Below are 15,905 nucleotides of genomic sequence, written 5' to 3'. Positions count from 1 at the left end.
CCACTTGAATAAAAAGTTGTTGAAGGTAACAAACTGACATAAAAAAGCATTGCCGTAAGACAATGCTGAAAAAATAATATTATCAATAGTTCTATAAACTAATACCAACACCCATCTGAACTTGCTGACTTTTCCACTTGTCTTGAGTACCAACATCGTTGAGGTTGTTGAGGCCAACATTATAACGGCCGTAAACCCGAATCATTTTTAAATTTACCGTTGCACCCCCTGTTAGAGAAAAATCACCGCTTTTGAAAGCTTCTTTACCATTGCTCCAAAGCGATTCGTTTTTATTTAATAAAATGCCAAACTGTGGACCAAGGTTGAGTGTCAGAAGACTGCCTACATTATAGCGAAGTAATACCGGAATAGTGAGATAGTTTAATTGTATATCTTTTGTATTTTCCTGCCAGTTGCCAGTAATATCCCCAAAATTAGAACTAGGCTTGGTATTGCTTTGATTCCATAAAACTTCTGGTTGAATACCCCACTTGCGCGTCACATCAATTTCAGCAAAAGCGCCTACATGATATCCAAGTTCGTATCCTTCTTTAAAAGCCTTTCCTGAGATCTTTGTTAAGTTAGATCCAAGCTTGCCACCGAAGTTAAATTTTTGGGCATTAGCTGCACCTATCATAGTAAACAGTGCAACAAAAAATCCGGCTACCTTTTTCATATTCTTTGGGTTTTTTCCTCGAAAGTTCAATTGTTATGCCAGAAACTTTTGCCACTTCCATTACTAATTGAGCCTGAATGTTATTAGTAGCACTTTAACAAGAAGAAGGTTTTTTCTTCAGTCTTATCATTATAAAAATTTATGCAAAGTTCTATTGAACAACAATCTTATCTGTTACAATAACGGTGTTGTCATCCGTGATAGTATAAAAATAAACGCCACTACTCGCCAATCTTACATTGATGCTTTGAAGACCATTAACCAGTACCCTTCTAAATACTTGTCGCCCTACTGCATCATAAACAACCAGGCTGCCTTTGGTACCTGTAAACCTTACATTCACACTTGAACCTCTGGCAAAAATGGTAGGATAGAGTTTAGTTACAGGTTGACTATTATTTTGTAGTTGAACTAAGTCTGAATAAACCGAACTACCGCCAGTGGTAACTTTTAAACGATAGTAATTATTACCATTAAGCGGAGAAGGGTCTTCGAGACTAAACGGTTGTAAACAGCGGTCAAGAGAAGAGCTTATAGTTCCAATAGAATTGAAATCGATTCCGTTGCTGCTTCGTTCAACATCAAAATTTGTATTGACACCAGTGCAATTAACCTTCCAACTTACAACATTGGTTGCGCCTTGATTAACACCCCTAAAATATTCGATGAGGCCAGGCGTAGTGGTCGCAGTGTTTGTTTGTACAACAAAGCCACCAAAACCCGTTACATCAAACGTTACTTCCCATCGATTTAGTTCTGCGTTCCAAACAATGTCCCCGTCGGCCGGATCTATAATAGTTGGGCTTCCCGTGTACGTAGCAGGTAAGCCGGTATTATCACTGCTTGTTCCGAAATATTTTACAACCCTCAAATTGGCTTTTCCTGTGACGTCGGTGGGATTAGCAGGTAAATCTAAAACGCTTGCGGGATCATTATTATAGGCAGTAAACTCTGCCTGGGTAAAGTATAAGGTAACGCTGGCTGTAGTAGCTGTACCAATAGCCGGTGTTATTTGATAGTGACGTGATACGTAAGGAAGTGCACCAGAGCGAGGAACAGAACCTTCTAGCCATACACGGCTTGTTATAGAACCCGTAACAGGATTAAGGCCGGCGGGAATTACCTGTGCAATTAACTGGCAGTTCGCGTTTATAAACCTGTTACTGCTGATGATATTTCTCGTATCGGCCGAAGTAGCAGTAGCAATAGCACCTGATGATTGAAGATTGTTATACACTACAGACCGAATCTTAAAATCAGCATTTACGATACTCCAGCTTGATCCATTGTTAGTTGAAGTAAGCGACCTATTGTCAAGAAACAATCTTTCTGCTCCTACGCTCCAATCTTCGCTACTTGCAGGATCTCTATAGATAACTACAAAATAGTCTACACCACTTGTAACTGTCACATTAAGGGTGCTGACGTCATAGTAATTCCATGAATACTTTTGAATAAGGTTTGAAGGAATACTTAATGTTCCCAACAAACTCCCGGGATTTCCTGCATTACTACTTCGGATTTCAATTATTATACTTGTTGAAAATCCTAATGTTTGATAATACACTCCGCCTAATTTTCCTGATATGTCAGGACTAAACCTAACTCCAATTCTTTCCGTTGTTCGTTTAAATCCAGTCTGCTCTGAATTCCTGGTAGACGAGTCGTATTTGTAAGTCCTTCGTTCGGCAGGACCGCAATTGAACAACAAGGAAGCTGCTTTGAAAACATCCAACTTACCATAGCCCCAGGTAGGATTAGGTGTCGGTCCAGTTAGTTCTGTCATCCCTCCCTTAGCGGCTGTAGAAGTTATCAAAGTTTTCAATTGAGGAGCAGTTGCTGCGGTATTTGCTTGCAGTAACAGGGCCAATGCGCCCGAAACTGCAGGTGTTGCCATGCTGGTTCCCTGGTTAAGAAAATAAAGACCTTTCTCTATAACAGTACTAGAGTCTAGTTTAGTTATAGTGGATGATAAACTCGAAATTACTCCCTGCCCGTCGGCTGAAATCTCAGGCTTTAGAACATTGTCCCTCCTGGGACCGCGCGAACTGAAGGACGATATGCTGTCCTCTCTTTCTCTCGTGTATCCAAGGGAAGTATTAGAGGCGGTGTACCACGCGTTTCTAGCAACATAAGATGCAACTGTAATTGCAGAGGCAGCATTTCCAGGGGAGCTGATCATGTAGTCGTTATCTCCGTTTACCAAAACAGTGGGACTGAAAGCCGAATTCAACCTGTATAACCAACCATCCATCTTCAAGGTAGTAGCGGTCAAATTGGTAAGATTTAACGAGTAAGTTCCGGCAGCAGAGCTGGTGTTAGAGCCGCTTCTTTCCACCCTTACCTGTATGTAACGGTTGTTATTGTTATTGTCGATACTATTAGTAAGGAAAACAGTGAAATTATTATTCAGAATACTACCACTTACAGATTGTCCTGCCAATGCTGTTACAGAACCTCCTCCCGGTGTCGTAAAGGTGGCGTTGATAGCAGCATTAGTGTTAGCATAAATTACATAAGAAAATACGTCGGTGCCTGATGTAATAGCCGTTGCATTGAAAGTGACGGTCGCGGAAAGGTTAGCACCTAAATTCAATTGATTGTGTCTGTTGGTGCCGCCGTCGTTACCCGCAGAAACTGCCACAGCCCTTCCAGGTGCTGATGCTGTAAAATTATCAATGGCTTGTTCTACGGGACGAGTTCCATCATGCGGACCAAACAAACTGCCGGAACTTAGATTTACTACAACCGGTTTTCCTAAAGTAGTTGACAGTGTTTTAAGATAAGTGAGCGCATCAATAATCCTGTTGTCATCAAATGTGCTGTCACCTCCTTTTATTACAATAATATCTGACTCCGGCGCCATTCCCGCGTATTTTCTTGATGGCAGTGCGCGCCCGTTTCCAACTGCCGTACCAGCCACGTGAGTACCATGACCATCGGTGTCTCTCTCCCTTACAAAATTTGCCGGCGTTCCGTCGATCTCATTATTGATTTGGGTTTGCGTGTATTCGACACCATAACTAAAGCCAGTAGGAGGTGTTTCGCCTGACGTTGCTGTTATCGTTTGATCCCAAATTCGTAGTATCCGACTTTTGGTAGTATCGTCAGGATTTCTAAAGTCCAAATGTTTCCAATCTATCCCGGAATCAAAAATTGCCACCAAAACATTCTTTCCTTTGTAAACCGTGTTGTTCAACTTTCCCTGGTGTAATAAAGATGCACCGGAACTGCCCACTACTAAATCATTTACTTTATGCAAGGTTTGTGGTGCCTCTACATATAAAACCTGCGGCAGTGCGGCCATTTTGCTAATTTGATCTAACGTAGCCCAAGCAGTAGCGAAAGTGGGTAGAACCGAATTGAACACTATCCCGCTATCAGATAACTCCTTTGCATTTCTAGTGTATACGATGCACTCGTATCGCTCTTCGATGGTTGAATTAGGGAAGGAAAAACCTTTTGTTGGGCGGACCCTTTTTACAAAAGCAGGCAAGCTATTAATATCGGAAGTTTTCGATTTTGCAGCTTCAATGAGAAATCTATAAACAGGGTCAATCTTGTAATCCTGCCGGCTTTGCCCAAATGCTGACAACTGCGCCATTAATAGAATTACATAAAAAACCGGCGTTTTCAAATTAGGAAAATAACCAGAATTATGCTGACTTGGGTGTTTAAAAATAAATGTCTTCATGCTCTCGGAGTTGTTAACTACTGTCTGCTACTGGATGCAGAAACGGATTTATAAGCCGTTTTCTTCTAGTGTGAATAATTTGTTTTTGACGCTTCGATATAGGTCACTTCGTCCATTGCTGCCAGTTGCTCAATTTGCTGTAAAGAGACCCTGGCAGTTACAAAAGTTGGCAGTGTTGAACCTACCACTATTCCTTTATCTTTTAAAGCTTTAGCATTTTTTGTATAAACTATGCAATCATAAAGTTTCCCCTTAATCTCTCTTTTTTCAATGGTTCCTTTAGTCCGCCGCTTGCCGGGTACACACTTTTTATTTGCGGATATGGTTTTTGTGTTTTCACCCGAAAGAAGCAACCTGAAAACCGGATCTATCTTGTCTTCATTTTTTACACTCTGCGCATGCGTTAAAGTGCAAAAAAATAGCAAGACAAGTATTAGTATAGTTTTATTTTTCATGCACTTAAGATATCATTCTGCTTATTGGCAACTAACAGGAACGGTTGGTTAACAAGGTAACGACAGACTTTTAACTTCGCCCTATTTTCGTAATATTTCCAGACGAGCTGTTTAAGTAATTGTTAGTAGATACGTGTGTCCACACAAAACCGTTCAAATTTCGGGCTGAAATCGTGAGAATGATTTTTCCTGGTTTAAAGAATCTGCCCTAAATATGTCAATAGCTGATAAATGATTTTTTACAAAACAATTTAAACTAGACCAGCTCAATCACTGTGATTTCCGGCATAATACCTACACGACCGGGATAGCCGAGAAAACCATAGCCCCGGTTTACATATAGTTTCTGATTTCCTTCCTCGTACAATCCCGCCCATTGCCGGTAAACCCATTGAACGGGGCTCCATTTAAAAAAAGGAGTCTCAAGGCCAAACTGCATCCCGTGAGTATGGCCGGCCAAAGCCAGATCAATATCGCCGTATTTAGGCCGTACTTCTGCATCCCAATGTGTCGGGTCGTGACTCATTAAAATTTTAAACGGATATTTTTCTGTACCTGCATGAGCCAGTTCCATTTTGCCATGTTTCGGAAATCGTTTTAGTGCACTCCAATTTTCTATACCCAATAAAGCTATGCTATCTCCATTTCTTTCAAGGGCCACGTGCTCATTCATCAACAAACGCCATCCCATTTGCCTGTGAATACCTTTCAGTTTCTCAAGGTTTTCTTTCTTTGCCTGTAACGAAGGCCATTCAACATAATCTCCATAGTCGTGATTGCCTAACGTACTATAAACACCAAGGGGCGCTTTTAGCCTGTTGAAGACATCAATATAGTTGTGCATCTCAGTGGAAACGTCGTTTACCAGGTCTCCTGTGAAAAGTATGATGTCAGCGTTTTCCTTAAGAATCATATCGATGCCTCGACTTACAGCTGCCTTGTTCGCGAAACTGCCTGAGTGTACATCGCTGATTTGAACAATTTTGAGGCCTTTAAATCCAGCCGGCAAATTGTTATATGAAAGCTTTACTCTTTGTATATCATAATTGTATTTATTGCTAAAGCCATAAATAAAGCTCGTTAAGAAGGTACCACCAACGCCTACACCTAACCAGCTAAGAAATGCAGAGCGACTCATATTCCATGCCGCATTGTTGTTGGTACTATCAATGTTTTCAGGGAACATTTTGCTTAACACCCAGGTAATTCCTCTCCTGATATCATCAATCAGAAAAAATATAGTCGCCAATAATTTTGCGATAAAGAGACCGGCAATAGTGGCAAAAAGATAATTTCTAACGTTTTTTGGCCAACTTTCGGTATTTAAATAAGGCAGCAATAACAGGAAAGCAATAGATGAAACCGAAAGCGCCCAGTAAACGACGTAGATAACAAGTCTCGTTTTTTCGCTTGCTCCTGATGCCAGTGCTTTCAGCACCTGGAAAACATACAGGTCAAGCATTAGCATAATGACAATAATAATCCACCAACTACTCCGGTTGCGCATATCCTTATTTTTTGCAAAGTAAAGTGAAGTGGGTCGTACTCTTAATCATCAAGTGTTGAAAACTTCGAGTGAGCTATTAACTGTTTATAAAGCAATTTGTTTAAGTATGCCGTATTTTTGCGGCACTCTTGAATAAGAGAGTAGGGCAATGGAAGCCACTAATTACTGTAGTCGTACATTCATAATTTACCGCTGGCATTCTAGAAAAATAACTTTAGTAACAATTAACTTAAAAAGTAGAACATGCTTTTAACAAGTTTCGGACACGCTTGTTTTTCAGTAGAAATTGGGGGTAAAACCATTTTATTCGACCCTTTTATCACCCCAAACGAACTGGCAAAAAGTATAGATATCAATACTATTGAGGCAGATTATATTTTTGTTTCTCACGGACATAGTGACCATATTGCTGATTGCGCCACCATCGCAAAACGCACCAGGGCACAAGTTGTTTGTGGCTATGAGGTGGCGGAGTGGCTAAAGAAACAAGGTGTCGAAAATACTCACCCAATGAACACAGGTGGAAAGTGGTCCTTCGATTTCGGAACCGTTAAATGTGTTGTAGCTCATCACAGCGGCGGCTTGCCGGATGGCTCTTATGGTGGCAACCCTCTTGGCTTCCTTTTTATGACGCCCGAGGAAAACTTTTATTACGCAGGAGATACCGCCCTAACGCTCGATATGCAGTTAATTCCTAAATGGGCGCAACTTAACTTCTGCATTTTACCTATTGGCGACAACTTCACAATGGACGTAAAAGATGCTATAATTGCTGCTGACTTTGTAAAGTGCCATGTGGTAGTTGGAGTACACTACAATACTTTCGGATTTATTAAAATCGATACTGAAAAAGCGATCGCTGCTTTTAAGGCTGAGGGAAAAACACTACTATTGCCTGAAATTGGACAGACAATCGAATTATAAGTAACCTTTCAAAAAGAGAACACGAGAATAACTGAAATGGGAAGAATTATCGGTGTGGCAAATCAAAAAGGCGGAGTTGGTAAAACAACTTCTGCTATTAATTTGGCGGCAAGTTTTGCTGTTTTAGAGTATAAGACATTATTGGTAGATGCAGACCCACAAGCGAACAGCACCACCGGCGTTGGTTTTGATTTACATAACATAACAAGCAGTCTGTACGATTGCATGGTCAACAATACTTCTTCACAAGACGTAATTTTAAAGAGCGAGATCCCTTTTTTAGACGTTATCCCTTCACACATCGACCTTGTTGGCGCCGAGATAGAAATGATCAATTATCCAAACCGCGAGAATGTAATGAAGCATTTACTTCAGTCGGTTAAGGATCAATATGATTTTATAGTAATTGACTGCTCCCCTTCTCTTGGCCTGATCACTGTCAATGCTTTGGTTGCGGCCGACAGTGTAATCGTTCCTGTTCAGTGCGAATTTTTTGCGCTCGAAGGTTTGGGCAAATTATTAAATACTATTAAAATTGTTCAAAACCGGCTAAACCCCGGTTTGCAGATTGAAGGCATTTTAATGACCATGTACGATGGACGACTTCGCCTTTGCAACCAGGTTGTGAGCGAGGTGAGACGACATTTTGATGAAATGGTTTTCAGCACCATCATCCATAGAAATACAAGATTAAGTGAAGCTCCCAGCTTTGGAAAGCCGGTAATTTTATACGATGCTGATAGTAAAGGAGCTGTTAATTATCTCAATCTCGCCAAAGAAATATTACAAAAAAACGATCTTACACGCATTACCCAGGAAGAAAGGATGTTAGACTGATCAAGGTTTAAGTGCGGAGTTTGGGTTAAAAGTTTGGGTTGACTGTCTGTAAGATTTTTTTAGCCTGGCATTTACGCCCAGTTTCTACAGCCGTTGCGTCGCACCCTTGTACTGAAACTCTTTATTGAGCTCGTACAGCAACTTCAACTCAAACCCTAAACCTGAAACCAAAACCTCCAACCTTCTTCCAAACACGAAACGACCATGAATCAGCCCAATAAAAAAGACGCTCTAGGAAAAGGAATCAGGAGTCTTTTACAAAATATAGACTCAGATTTAAAGACGACTGCAGGCACTTTAAAAGCGCCGGTAGTTGAAAATGTTACCGGCATCAACAGGATTGCGATGGATAAAATATCTATCAATCCAAAGCAGCCGCGCCGCGACTTTGATGAGCAGGCGTTAAACGAACTGGCAGCTTCTATTAAGCTGCACGATATCATTCAACCCATTACTGTTACTCAGCTTGAAGGTGGAAAGTACCAGCTAATTAGTGGCGAAAGAAGATGGAGAGCCGGCAAGCTTGCCGGACTTAAAGACATTCCGGCGTATGTAAGGCATGCAAACGATCAGCAATTACTGGAGCTTGCTCTTTTAGAAAATCTGCAACGTGAAGATCTGAACGCAATCGAAGTTGCCCTCAGTTACAAACGTATGATGGAAGAACTTGACTATACGCAAGAGCAGGTCGCCGAAAGAATGGGAAAAGAAAGAAGTACTGTTACTAACTATATCCGCTTGCTAAAACTTCCACCAGACATTCAGCTTTCGGTAAGAAATGGAAGTTTAAGCATGGGACACGCAAGAGCCCTGGTAAACGTAGACACAGTCGACCGACAGCTATTCATCTACAACGAGATAAAAGAAAAAGGATTAAGCGTAAGACAAACGGAAGAGCTCGTTAGGCAATTATACAAAAACGAGGAAAAAAGTGCCAAACCTTCTGCAAAACCAACATTGCCTCCCGCCTACAAGCGGATCGAAGATAACCTTGCTTCTCATTTTGCAACAAAAGTGAAACTGGCACACAACAAAAACGGTTTTGGAAGCATTAGCATAGATTATTATTCGCTGCAGGAATTGAACAAAATTTTAGAGCAAATGAATGTGCCGACTTCTTAAAGGTTGGGACAAGTTATTATGACAGGTGTAAGGAGACTAATATTATTTCTTATTTCGTTCATTGCCTATAGTGCTTATGCACAGACAGGTAATCCAACTGTTATTCGTACAGACTCGACTACACAAACTAAAAATCCGGCATTTACAAGAGATACTTCCATAAAGATTGTAAATAAGGATACTATTAAAACTGCCTCCAAACACAATCCTGGTACAGCCACATTACGTTCACTTATTTTACCAGGGTGGGGACAGGCTTATAACAGGGAGTACTGGAAAATTCCCATCGTATACGCGGCAATTGGAACCATGGCTGGTTTTTGGATTTTTAATAACATGTGGTATAAACGCACTAGAGATGCTTATGACATCCGCGTTAATCGTCCACAAGATTCCCTGCAAATAAACCCCAAACTTCAACCGTTGGCGACAACGTCGCTTCAATTCTACCGTAATTCTTACCGCCGCGACAGGGACTATTCAACTCTATACTTCATACTTACATGGGGGCTTAATATTGTTGACGCAACTGTGTTTGGACATCTAAAAGAATTTGATGTAAGTGAAGACTTGTCTCTTAAAATAAATCCTGTCATTAATAAAAATGCAAAAGGCTTTAGCCTTGTTCTTGGATTTAAATCTCCTACACATAAGGTATCTTTGATCCCTTAGCATTCAACTTCTACTATCAACATTTTAGAGGGTTAAAATCAAAAACGCTGTAAACATCGTTCATGAAAATTGCACTAATCGGCTACGGTAAAATGGGTCATGCTATTGAAGAAATAGCAGTAAAGAAAGGGCATGAGATTGTACTAAAAATAAATATTGACAACGTAGAAGAAATGATGCCGGAGAATTTGCAAAGGGCTGACGTTGCAATAGAATTTACCGGTCCTGAAAGCGCGGTGGAAAATTTAGAGAAATGTATTAACGCAGGAGTGCCTGTAGTGTCTGGCTCAACGGGTTGGTTGAATAAATGGGAGGACATAAAAAAGCTTTGCAACGATAGAGGTGGAAGCCTTGTGTATGCAAGTAACTATAGTATTGGAGTTAACCTGTTTTTTGAATTAAACAGTTATCTATCGAGTTTGATGAAAGAATATGGTGAGTATGATGTTGTAATGGAAGAGATCCATCACACACAAAAAAAGGATGCACCCAGTGGTACCGCCATTACGCTTGCCGAACAAATCCTGCAGAACGTTAAAAGAAAAAAGAATTGGGTTAATGAGCAAAGCAATAGCAAAGAAGATTTGGTGATAATTAGTGACAGAGTTGACCCCGCACCTGGTACCCATAAAGTAAAATATACTTCAGCAATTGACGATATTGAAATCATTCATACAGCTCATAACCGTATTGGCTTTGCAGGAGGTGCAGTGAAGGCTGCAGAATTCGTAGTCGGAAAGAAAGGAATTTTCAATATGAAAGATGTATTGGGATTAGGTTAGAACCGCGATGAAAGGATTGAATGAATTTTAAGGAGATTTCGAAAAAAGATAAAACGTTGCAAATCATTTATTGATCAAAACAATCTTCCCAATGTGTTCACTGCTTTCTATTAACTGGTGTGCTTGTGCAGCATTTTCAAGGGGGAACTGCTTATAAATAACTGGTCTCAGCTTTTTGCTCTCAATCAGCGGCCACACATTTTTTTCAATTTCTGCCGCAAGCTGTGTTTTAAACTCCGGCTCCCGATTTCGAAGGGTGCTACCTGTAATGGTTAAACGACGGCGCATGATATCCGAAACATTGAAAGCAGATTCGCCTCCTTTCATTGCATTTATAAAAACGAGGCGCCCTTCCGTTTTTAGAAGGCGAATGTTTTTTGGAATATAATCCCCTCCTATCATATCAAGTATTACATCTGCGCCTTCACTTTTAAGGGCTTCTTCAAAATCCTCTTTTTTATAATTAATGCATCGTTCTGCGCCAAGTGAAATACAGGCATCACATTTTTCATTTGAGCCCGCGGTAGCATATACTGTAGAGCCAAATGCTTTAGCCAACTGAATGGCAGTAATGCCGATTCCACTACTTCCACCATGTACGAGAAAACGTTCGCCTCGTTTTAGTTGACCACGTTGAAATACATTGTGCCAGACGGTAAAAACAGTTTCGGGGAAAGAACAGGCTTCAGCAAAAGTGCAATCACCGGGAACAGGCAAGCAATGACCTGCATTTGCTAGGGCATATTCTGCATAGCCACCTCCAGCAATAAGTGCGCATACAGCATCTCCTTTTTTCCACCGTGTCACTGCCGGGCCTACTTCTTCTATCACCCCCGCGACCTCAAGCCCGGGAACATCGACGGGCGCACCGGGAGGCGGAGGATATGAGCCTTTTCGCTGCGCAACATCAGGCCTGTTCACGCCTGCTGCAAACACTTTGATCAACACCTCTTCTGAAGCTGGTTTCGGAATAGGCTTGTCGCCAAGTCGCAAGACATCAGCTGACCCAAATTCACGAATTACAATAGCTTTCATTCGAAGTATTAAAGAAGATTAGTGGAGAGCTACGAGGGTGTATTTAAAAAAAAGAACATGGATAGAAATCTTAAGGCAGTAACTCTTTTTGCTGCTCTTCTATAAGTTTGCCTAATTCAGTAGCTAAATTAGACTCACCTTTACCTGTCTCGTGCCAGTGGGTTGTGCCGGCCTCATCGATGAACTTCAATAACTTTACCTCCTGTTCTTGTAAATACACCTTGTAGTGCATATTGCTGCTTTCGCAAAAAGGCTTCACCTTAACAAAAGTCTTATCAAAGCGGACGTAAAAATCATTGTCGCAATTCATAATGTAGTGAATGATGGTATGAGCAATGGGTGTGAATGAGTATGTTATTTAACCTTCATGGTAACCTTTACGCTTATTGAAATTGCCTTTGTAGTATATCTTCTAAGTTTACCATAAACATTATACGTAAGCTTGGTTCCGTTTAAATAAGGCCTAAGTTCAGGAGCATTATCAGGGGCAGTGTAAGTTACAACGGAGGTGTTTGTTTGAGGGAAAGTCAGAGACGCCACTTCTATTTCAGGGGTATTTTGACTAGCGTTAGACGCAAAGGTGAAGCGGGCGCTTTCGAAGTTTGAAAAGTTATTAAGCTCATCGGCATTAGACATATTGAAGATGATCTGTTTTATCTTCACTGATGTAACATCTCCTGCACCAAACTGTCCGTTTGTCTTTGCCTTAACTGCACTGTCTAAATTAAAACTTTGTGATAACGAGCCAATGGCTTGCTCGCTTGTTGGTACAGGGAAACCGGGAGGTAAGGGAGGCGGTGCAGGAACGGTAAAGACCACTTCCGGAACATCTACATCTACACCCGGGAATACAGAATTTATAATTTTCTTGCAACTTGTAATCGCACTTATAATTAGCACTAACAATAAAACAGATCCGGCTACTTTTTTCATTTGTTTTTTTCTTTTGACTTGTATACAATAGGTATGCCATGCAGGCACTAAGATTTCTACTTTTTTATACTTAAACGAATAATTAGATTTGACTTGTATCTTATTAAATACTTATTTTCCTTTTCGTTATACTTTTTAAGAAATATACTTTTTTATGTTTCAATCTTCTTCAAAGAAATCAGAAATAAAACCTGGGCAGCAGAGACAAATAATTGTTCTGCTTTTTCCCTTCCTGCTTGTTTTACTATCCTTGAAAATACATGGTCAAAAGATTAATAGTAATGAAGGGCTATCTACTTTCAAAACTGACAGCATTATAAAACACATTAAGGTGCTAGCTTCGGATGAATTCGAGGGAAGAAAGCCTTTTACGAAGTCGGAGACAAAAACAATTAATTACTTAAGAGATCAGTTTAAGAGGCTCGGTTTAGAACCGGGAAATGGAAGTAGCTATTTCCAGGATGTACCCATGGTAAACATTGCCACTAAAGCTTCACCTGAAATGCAGGTAAGTTCTTCTAACAGCAATTTTACTTTGAAGGGATTTGTAGACTATGTTATCTGGACGGATAAAGCTGATCCAAAAATCTCGTTAGAGAACAGCGAACTTGTTTTTGCAGGCTACGGCGTTGTCGCCCCTGAGTATAATTGGAACGACTATGCGGGGCTCGATGTAAAAAATAAAGTAGTGCTGGTTCTTGTCAACGACCCTGCATTTAACAGCGGTGACACAACACTTTTCAAGGGAAAGACCATGACCTACTACGGTAGATGGACTTACAAGTTTGAGGAGGCAGCTCGGCAAGGAGCCAAAGGATGTTTGATTGTACATAACACTGCCGGTGCTAGTTATCCTTTCTCGGTTGTACAAAATAATTGGAACACAACCAGGCTTCACTTAGATAATCGCGGGAAGAATGAAAAAAATTGCGACATGATTGGTTGGGTATCAGCTGATGCTGCTAAGAAGTTACTTGCAGCTTCTGGTAATGATTCTACTCTTTTTGCCAAAGCTGATATTGCGGGTTTTAAACCTGTTTCACTTAATGTGAAAATCTCAGCTAGCCTCGAAGTAAAGGCTAACTATAACCAATCTCATAATGTCATTGCAAAAATTACCGGCACAAAAAGGCCGAACGAATACATTATTTACTCTGCTCATTGGGATCATTTGGGGATTGGCAAACCGGACGAGAAAGGGGATTCTATTTACAACGGCGCCCATGATAACGCAAGCGCAACTGCCGGCCTTCTTGAACTTGCAAGAGTTTTCAAGAGGCTTACAACAAAGCCAGAAAGAACAATTGTATTTCTTAGTGTAACAGCAGAGGAGCAAGGTCTATGGGGTTCGGCTTATTATGCTCAAAACCCAGTTTATCCTACAGCTAAAACAGTTGCCAATATTAATATGGACGGATTGAATGCATTTGAAAAGACCAAAGACATTATTGTAGTTGGAGCAGGTCAGTCAGAATTAGAAGATTACCTTAAGGACGCTGCAGAAAAAGCAGGTCGATACATTTCTTTTGAGGCACGCCCCGAGGCAGGTAGTTACTTTAGGTCGGATCATTTCAACTTTGCAAAAGTTGGTGTACCGGCTTTATATACTTCAGCAGGTATAGATGTAGAGGGTAAAGGGCCCCTCTATGGTAAGCAGCGGCAAGACGAATACATACTCCAACATTATCATCGGCCATCTGACCAATACGATCCTAAAACATGGACCCTTGCAGGAGGACTTGAAGATTTGAAACTACTTTTTCAAGTTGGCAAAAGATTATCAATGGAGTCGACCATGCCACAATGGAAGCAAGGTTCAGAGTTCAAGGCTATCAGGGAAAAGTATATCAAGGGTACTTAGTGGAAAATCTTTAAGCGAATTCTTAAATTCTACTTCCTTGAGAATGTAAGTACAACGTCGTTTCCATTTAGTAATTCCAATTTTCCGTTATTTGCTCTGAAAGCGTTTATTCTCTTCAAGCTGTTTAAATAATCCTGTTCATCATACTCCCCTAAACACACCATTTTAGTCGAAGCAGCTCCGTTTAGCAATAGTATCTTATTTCCTGTAATTCTATAACGGCCCGAGTATTTGTTGCAACCGGTAAAGCCTGAGAATGTTTCGTTTGCCCCATAAAAGCTGATGCTTGGTTTTTCAGCTTTGTGCAAGTTGTCTTTTTGAGGAGGAGTAATCTGTTTTACCGGCGTAGCCATTCTTTCTATGTTCACTTCTGTGGTCGTATGTGTTTCCCCGTTTACTGTTGTTGTCGTGGTTACACTATCGCGCCTGATCTCTGTACCCGGTGCTAGTTTCTTTGTTCCGGCAGGGGCACTTGCTTTTAACTTTTGTATGCCTGAGGTCAATACCCATGTTCCCTGTAATTCTTTAGGCACCCCGGCTTCACTCCTCCCTTCAATGGGAATATATTCACTCTGTGTCGAGGTATCTTTGCCAGTGTTTTTTTCCGCTTGCGAATAACAAGCGCCTGATAAAACGAGAAGGCCAGTTATAAGAAAATAAATCTTTTTCATGGATCGCATTTTTACTTAGGTCAATAATTTCATGCCACCTTCATTAGCTTTTTCTTTTAAGAAGTCCGTTAGTGGTTTTAATCTTTTCTTGACCTTATTTGATATTTTACTAATGACCTAATTTTGAATTTATGAGTTTATTATTAGGTAGAACAAGTTTCGGAAATCCTGCTAACAAGGGAAAGGTGCTGTCAAGACAAGATGCAGAGCTGCTGCTAAATCAGTGGGTTTTAAACGAGCGACTGAAACTGCATATGAAACAAGTTGCCAGGTTGATGCATGATTGGGCAGAAGAAAAAGAGCAACTTGGTGAACACGACCAGTGGCGTTGGGAAATGGCCGGGTTACTGCATGATGCAGACTGGGATCAATGGCCCGACCAGCATTGCAAAAAAATTATAGAAGAACTGGAAACTAGAAACGTAGACCCAGAAATCCTTCGGGCTATCGCTTCTCACGGCCCGCTACATTTTGGTGTTGAGCCGGAAACTAAAATGGATAAAATGTTATTTGCGTTTGATGAATTAAGCGGATTGATTCATGCTTACTCTTTAATGCGTCCTAACGCTTATGATGGTATGGACGTAAAAGGAGTAAAAAAACGTTTAAAGGATAAAGCATTTGCAGCGAACGTTTCACGTGATGATATAAATGACGCAATTACCCGTGCAGACTTAACGATAGATGAGTTAATTCAATTCATCATCGCCAGGCAAGCAGTTGTTACAATTTGATT

Annotated in this window: 15 protein-coding genes; 7 read left to right on the top strand and 8 right to left on the bottom strand. The window is 40.7% G+C overall.

What is annotated here, in order from left to right:
* Positions 1-91: 91 nt before the first annotated feature.
* The 4 genes from SAE01_RS05475 to SAE01_RS05460 all read right to left on the bottom strand — a co-directional run bounded on the left by SAE01_RS05475 (position 92) and on the right by SAE01_RS05460 (position 6,332).
* On the bottom strand, positions 92-676 hold the full coding sequence (locus SAE01_RS05475) for a porin family protein (RefSeq protein WP_147202647.1): 585 nt from the start codon (positions 674-676) through the stop codon (positions 92-94).
* A 151-nt stretch (positions 677-827) separates the two neighbouring features.
* Positions 828-4,370, bottom strand: coding sequence for a S8 family peptidase (locus tag SAE01_RS05470; protein WP_147202646.1), 3,543 nt, complete (start codon positions 4,368-4,370; stop codon positions 828-830).
* 65 nt (positions 4,371-4,435) lie between these two features.
* Complete coding sequence (locus SAE01_RS05465) at positions 4,436-4,825, bottom strand: hypothetical protein (protein WP_147202645.1); 390 nt, start codon at positions 4,823-4,825, stop codon at positions 4,436-4,438.
* Positions 4,826-5,081: 256 nt separating this feature from the next.
* On the bottom strand, positions 5,082-6,332 hold the full coding sequence (locus tag SAE01_RS05460) for a metallophosphoesterase (RefSeq protein WP_147202644.1): 1,251 nt from the start codon (positions 6,330-6,332) through the stop codon (positions 5,082-5,084).
* Positions 6,333-6,575: 243 nt separating this feature from the next.
* Here SAE01_RS05460 and SAE01_RS05455 point away from each other — a divergent pair, with 243 nt between their 5' ends.
* The 5 genes from SAE01_RS05455 to dapB all read left to right on the top strand — a co-directional run bounded on the left by SAE01_RS05455 (position 6,576) and on the right by dapB (position 10,669).
* Complete coding sequence (locus tag SAE01_RS05455) at positions 6,576-7,256, top strand: metal-dependent hydrolase (protein ID WP_147202643.1); 681 nt, start codon at positions 6,576-6,578, stop codon at positions 7,254-7,256.
* A 36-nt stretch (positions 7,257-7,292) separates the two neighbouring features.
* Complete coding sequence (locus tag SAE01_RS05450; RefSeq protein ID WP_147202642.1) at positions 7,293-8,093, top strand: ParA family protein; 801 nt, start codon at positions 7,293-7,295, stop codon at positions 8,091-8,093.
* 204 nt (positions 8,094-8,297) lie between these two features.
* Positions 8,298-9,215, top strand: a complete 918-nt coding sequence (locus SAE01_RS05445; RefSeq protein WP_147202641.1) for a ParB/RepB/Spo0J family partition protein — start codon at positions 8,298-8,300, stop codon at positions 9,213-9,215.
* Positions 9,216-9,233: 18 nt separating this feature from the next.
* Positions 9,234-9,887 carry a DUF5683 domain-containing protein gene (locus SAE01_RS05440; protein ID WP_147202640.1) on the top strand — a complete coding sequence of 218 codons (654 nt, stop codon included), beginning with the start codon at positions 9,234-9,236 and terminating at the stop codon, positions 9,885-9,887.
* Between the two features lie 62 nt (positions 9,888-9,949).
* Positions 9,950-10,669, top strand: a complete 720-nt coding sequence (gene dapB / locus SAE01_RS05435) for a 4-hydroxy-tetrahydrodipicolinate reductase (RefSeq protein WP_147202639.1) — start codon at positions 9,950-9,952, stop codon at positions 10,667-10,669.
* A gap of 63 nt (positions 10,670-10,732) precedes the next feature.
* Here dapB and SAE01_RS05430 read toward each other — a convergent pair whose 3' ends face one another.
* The 3 genes from SAE01_RS05430 to SAE01_RS05420 form a co-directional block, all read right to left on the bottom strand.
* The gene (locus tag SAE01_RS05430; protein WP_147202638.1) at positions 10,733-11,704 is read right to left on the bottom strand and encodes an NAD(P)H-quinone oxidoreductase; all 972 of its coding nucleotides are present in this window, start codon (positions 11,702-11,704) and stop codon (positions 10,733-10,735) included.
* 70 nt (positions 11,705-11,774) lie between these two features.
* A complete protein-coding gene (locus SAE01_RS05425) occupies positions 11,775-12,014 on the bottom strand; it encodes a hypothetical protein (RefSeq protein WP_147202637.1) in 240 nt (79 codons plus the stop codon).
* A gap of 44 nt (positions 12,015-12,058) precedes the next feature.
* A complete protein-coding gene (locus tag SAE01_RS05420) occupies positions 12,059-12,637 on the bottom strand; it encodes a hypothetical protein (protein WP_147202636.1) in 579 nt (192 codons plus the stop codon).
* 154 nt (positions 12,638-12,791) lie between these two features.
* Here SAE01_RS05420 and SAE01_RS05415 point away from each other — a divergent pair, with 154 nt between their 5' ends.
* Positions 12,792-14,498: a M28 family metallopeptidase gene (locus SAE01_RS05415; RefSeq protein ID WP_147202635.1), complete on the top strand. Its 1,707-nt coding sequence runs from the start codon at positions 12,792-12,794 to the stop codon at positions 14,496-14,498.
* 29 nt (positions 14,499-14,527) lie between these two features.
* Here SAE01_RS05415 and SAE01_RS05410 read toward each other — a convergent pair whose 3' ends face one another.
* Entirely contained in the window at positions 14,528-15,169 is a 642-nt protein-coding gene (locus SAE01_RS05410) for an META domain-containing protein (protein ID WP_170234082.1), read from the bottom strand.
* A gap of 131 nt (positions 15,170-15,300) precedes the next feature.
* Between SAE01_RS05410 and SAE01_RS05405 the strand changes: the two genes are divergently transcribed.
* Positions 15,301-15,903, top strand: a complete 603-nt coding sequence (locus tag SAE01_RS05405) for an HD domain-containing protein (RefSeq protein WP_147202633.1) — start codon at positions 15,301-15,303, stop codon at positions 15,901-15,903.
* The last annotated feature ends 2 nt before the right edge of the window (positions 15,904-15,905 follow it).

It is taken from the genome of Segetibacter aerophilus (assembly GCF_007991655.1).
In the GTDB taxonomy this organism is placed as follows: Bacteria; Bacteroidota; Bacteroidia; order Chitinophagales; family Chitinophagaceae; genus Segetibacter; species Segetibacter aerophilus.
Note: the sequence above shows the minus strand (reverse complement) of the source record. Positions and strands in the feature narration are given on the sequence as shown.

Coding starts and splice junctions, on each gene's coding strand:
- SAE01_RS05475 (WP_147202647.1), bottom strand. CDS start 676: ATGAAAAAGGTAGCCGGATTTTTTGTTGCACTGTTTACTATGATAGGT.
- SAE01_RS05470 (WP_147202646.1), bottom strand. CDS start 4,370: ATGAAGACATTTATTTTTAAACACCCAAGTCAGCATAATTCTGGTTAT.
- SAE01_RS05465 (WP_147202645.1), bottom strand. CDS start 4,825: ATGAAAAATAAAACTATACTAATACTTGTCTTGCTATTTTTTTGCACT.
- SAE01_RS05460 (WP_147202644.1), bottom strand. CDS start 6,332: ATGCGCAACCGGAGTAGTTGGTGGATTATTATTGTCATTATGCTAATG.
- SAE01_RS05455 (WP_147202643.1), top strand. CDS start 6,576: ATGCTTTTAACAAGTTTCGGACACGCTTGTTTTTCAGTAGAAATTGGG.
- SAE01_RS05450 (WP_147202642.1), top strand. CDS start 7,293: ATGGGAAGAATTATCGGTGTGGCAAATCAAAAAGGCGGAGTTGGTAAA.
- SAE01_RS05445 (WP_147202641.1), top strand. CDS start 8,298: ATGAATCAGCCCAATAAAAAAGACGCTCTAGGAAAAGGAATCAGGAGT.
- SAE01_RS05440 (WP_147202640.1), top strand. CDS start 9,234: ATGACAGGTGTAAGGAGACTAATATTATTTCTTATTTCGTTCATTGCC.
- dapB (WP_147202639.1), top strand. CDS start 9,950: ATGAAAATTGCACTAATCGGCTACGGTAAAATGGGTCATGCTATTGAA.
- SAE01_RS05430 (WP_147202638.1), bottom strand. CDS start 11,704: ATGAAAGCTATTGTAATTCGTGAATTTGGGTCAGCTGATGTCTTGCGA.
- SAE01_RS05425 (WP_147202637.1), bottom strand. CDS start 12,014: ATGAATTGCGACAATGATTTTTACGTCCGCTTTGATAAGACTTTTGTT.
- SAE01_RS05420 (WP_147202636.1), bottom strand. CDS start 12,637: ATGAAAAAAGTAGCCGGATCTGTTTTATTGTTAGTGCTAATTATAAGT.
- SAE01_RS05415 (WP_147202635.1), top strand. CDS start 12,792: ATGTTTCAATCTTCTTCAAAGAAATCAGAAATAAAACCTGGGCAGCAG.
- SAE01_RS05410 (WP_170234082.1), bottom strand. CDS start 15,169: ATGAAAAAGATTTATTTTCTTATAACTGGCCTTCTCGTTTTATCAGGC.
- SAE01_RS05405 (WP_147202633.1), top strand. CDS start 15,301: ATGAGTTTATTATTAGGTAGAACAAGTTTCGGAAATCCTGCTAACAAG.